This window comes from Anaeromusa sp., assembly GCF_028691475.1.
Lineage (GTDB): Bacteria > Bacillota > Negativicutes > Anaeromusales > Anaeromusaceae > Anaeromusa.
This window is the reverse complement of record NZ_JAQUZF010000192.1, coordinates 1-3180: the sequence shown is the minus strand read 5'-3', so window position 1 is coordinate 3180 and position 3180 is coordinate 1. Positions and strand designations below refer to the sequence as shown.

General features: G+C 47.4%; 4 protein-coding genes and 1 tRNA gene. 4 read left to right on the top strand and 1 reads right to left on the bottom strand.

Going from position 1 to position 3180, the window contains the following annotated elements; genetic code table 11:
- Window positions 1–31: 31 nt before the first annotated feature.
- Complete coding sequence (gene nhaA, locus PHF27_RS14055) at window positions 32–1408, top strand: Na+/H+ antiporter NhaA (protein WP_300071425.1); 1377 nt, start codon at window positions 32–34, stop codon at window positions 1406–1408.
- A 153-nt stretch (window positions 1409–1561) separates the two neighbouring features.
- Here the strand turns inward: nhaA and PHF27_RS14050 are convergent, their stop codons facing one another.
- Window positions 1562–1783, bottom strand: coding sequence for a hypothetical protein (locus PHF27_RS14050; RefSeq protein ID WP_300071422.1), 222 nt, complete (start codon window positions 1781–1783; stop codon window positions 1562–1564).
- A 107-nt stretch (window positions 1784–1890) separates the two neighbouring features.
- On the opposite strand from PHF27_RS14050, the gene PHF27_RS14045 reads away from it, so the two are divergent.
- From PHF27_RS14045 to PHF27_RS14035, 3 genes are all read left to right on the top strand, one after another.
- A complete protein-coding gene (locus PHF27_RS14045) occupies window positions 1891–2565 on the top strand; it encodes a Crp/Fnr family transcriptional regulator (RefSeq protein WP_300071419.1) in 675 nt (224 codons plus the stop codon).
- A gap of 53 nt (window positions 2566–2618) precedes the next feature.
- On the top strand, window positions 2619–3083 hold the full coding sequence (gene tadA / locus PHF27_RS14040) for a tRNA adenosine(34) deaminase TadA (RefSeq protein WP_300071416.1): 465 nt from the start codon (window positions 2619–2621) through the stop codon (window positions 3081–3083).
- A 5-nt stretch (window positions 3084–3088) separates the two neighbouring features.
- Window positions 3089–3178, top strand: a tRNA-Ser gene (locus PHF27_RS14035).
- The last annotated feature ends 2 nt before the right edge of the window (window positions 3179–3180 follow it).

The window sequence follows — 3180 nt, the reverse complement described above, 5'->3', positions numbered from 1 at the left end:
TTGGGAGCGAAAATAGCTTGGAGGTGGCGGTATGCGTAGAAGCCGCTTGAAATTGCGGATTGCGAGGCAGTTGCAATATATTGTGACTGAACCTTTTAAAAAGTTTATGCAAGCGAACTCGTTAGGGGGGAATCTTCTTTTAGTAGCTTTGGTTATTGGCATGGTTTGGGCTAATTCCAGTTTTGCAGAGCAGTATTATGCATTGTGGGAAGGATCGTATTTGGGAGTTTTTCTGGACGGTTTTGTTTTGAAGAAAAGTTTACACCATTGGCTCAATGACGGTTTGATGGCAATTTTCTTTTTTCTGATCGGCTTAGAAATAAAAAGAGAACTTCTCGTAGGAGAACTGTCGGTTTGGCGTAAAGCCTTATTTCCGGTGGCAGCCGCCGCGGGCGGCATGATTATGCCTGCAGTTCTTTTTGCAGCACTTCAAGTTGGCAGCCCAGAGACCGTAAGAGGTTGGGCAATTCCTACGGCGACAGATATCGCATTTGCTTTGGGCGTTTTGTCTTTACTAGGAAAGCGGGTGCCGGTTACGATGAAAATTTTTCTGACGGCGCTAGCTATTGTGGATGACATCGGGGCGATTTTGTTAATTGGACTGTTTTATTCCCCGGCGCCAGTATGGGGATGGCTGGGAGCTGGTGCGGGTATTTTTGCGTTCATGCTCTATTTAAATCGTTCTGGAGTGCGGAATGTAAGTTCTTATTTAGGGTTGGCGGTGTTGCTGTGGGGAGCGATCCTTTTTTCCGGCGTACATGCTACTTTGGCAGGCGTGCTGGCTGCCTTTGCTATTCCGGTGCACACCCGCATTTCTAGGGCTAAGGCGGCGGAAAAAGGCGATGCGCTGACGCGCAAGTTGCAAACCTTAGTTTCTTCAGAAAAAAAGGTTTTAGCAGATCCAGTCTATCATGATGTATTGGCCCAGATTGCTAAACTGTATCGTGATGCAGGGACCCCCTTGCAGCGGCTGGAGCATGCGCTGCATCCGGCTGTTGCCTATGCCATTTTGCCGTTGTTTGCTTTGGCCAATGGGGGGGTAACCATTCAGCCGGAACTATTAGGGAGTGTGACCGAGCCATTGTCGTTAGGAATCATTGCAGGGCTTTCTCTGGGAAAGCCTGTTGGAATTGTAGGTGTTTGCTGGCTTTTGGAGAAGCTGGGCGTTGCCGAACGGCCTAATGGTATGTCTTGGCGGCAGATGTGGTCGGCGGGATGTTTTGCAGGCATTGGGTTTACGATGGCTATCTTTATTGCTAATTTGGCTTTTGTGGAAGTGCGTTTTTTGGAATCGGCTAAATTGGCGATCCTTCTTGCTTCTTTAATATCTACGTTTTTAGGCGTAGGCTTACTTCTTGGATGCGGGCGCGCTTTAAAAAACAAAGACTTGTTAGAAAACCAGGTGTAATCAATGCGAAAACTGCCGTTAGTAAGCGAGCATGCTTGCTTACTAACGGCAGTTTTGATTTATCTTATGCAAATTTTGAGCTAAAAAACAGGGTTTGGATAAGCTGTCGCGAATTTTGTATAAACGACAGAGTTGCAGCGTTGCACAGCCTTCTTAAGAATTTAACTTGGCGCAGATAGAATCGTAGCGTTTGCGCAACTGACGCTCAAAGAAAGCGAAGATGGCAACGACGAAAAGATAAGCAAAGGAAACCAGAAAAAGAGTGGTTATGTCGTAATCTTGGTAGATTAGGACAAAAGCGGCGTACACATAGCCGATGACTAATCCGTATTTGCAGATAGATAACATGCGGATTAGCGTATCCAGGTATTTCATAGATGCCTCCTCGAAATTTTCATGCAAGAATAGATGAAACATTAAAGTCATTCTAACATGTTTGGCTAGGGACAGCAACTAAATGAAGGAAACGGCAGGGATGAGGAATGGAATATTTGAAACAGGTACCGCTGTTTAGCGATTTGCCGCCAGAGGTTCTACAGCGTATTAATACGGTGGTTTTGGAGCGGACTTATAAAAAGGGCGAAAGCATTTTTATGGAAGGAGAACCAGGGCAAGGGCTTCATTTTGTGCGCACAGGGCGAGTGAAAATTGTCAAAACGGCGGAGGATGGGCGGGAACATATTATCAAATTTCTAAAGGCTGGAGAGATTTTTGCGGAAGTGCTCTTGTTTAACCATCTGCCCTATCCAGCTACTTCGGTAGCGGTAGAAGACAGTCGGATTGGCTTGATTCGCAATGAGGACTTAGAACTCTTGATTTTGGAAAATAACGCCTTAGCATTGCTCTTGATTCGCTCTTTGAGTCAGCGCTTACTGTATGCTCAGCAAAAGATCAAAGAATTAGCGCTGCAAGATGTGCCTGCTAGAACGGCGGAATTATTGCTGCGTTTGAGCCGAGAACAGGGGAAATGCGACGCAGCAGGGAAGCCTCTTCTGGATCTCCCGGAGTCTAGGCAGGAACTAGCCGGTTTGATGGGAACCTCAAGGGAGACCTTGAGTCGTACGCTGAGCGATTTCAAAAAACGTAAGTTGATTTCTATGGAGGGAAATCAAATTGTACTCTTACAAGAGGAACAGCTTTTTGACCTGTCTTCTTGACAAGAGAAAAAGGGTATTTTATAATACCCCCAGCATGAAAACGGAGGCTGGCTATGTTGCAGCAGGAACAGGATGACTATTACATGGGCTTGGCTTTGGAAGAAGCGCGTAAAGCCGCCGAAAAAGGAGAGATCCCCATCGGGGCGGTATTGGTCTATGAAGGTCAAGTAGTGGCGGCGGCGCACAATCTTCGCGAAACCGGCCATGACGGTACCGCGCATGCAGAGATGCTGGCGATCCGCCAAGGCTGCGAGAAACTGTCTCGCTGGCGTTTGACTGGGACAACGCTTTATGTTACAATTGAGCCGTGTTCGATGTGTGCGGGAGCCCTCGTGAATAGCCGTGTTACGCGCCTTGTCTATGGAAGCGCGGACGCTAAAGCTGGCGCTGTGGAGTCTTTGTTCAATATCGTACAACATCCTGCATTGAACCACTCGTTAGAGGTTACCTCCGGAGTGCGGCAGGAAGAATGCGCTGGCATTATGAAAGAATTCTTTCGGCAACGGCGTAAAAAATAGCATTTGGAGAGGTGTCCGAGTGGTCGAAGGTGCTTGACTCGAAATCAAGTGTCCCTTAACCGGGACCGTGGGTTCGAATCCCACCCTCTCCGCCATT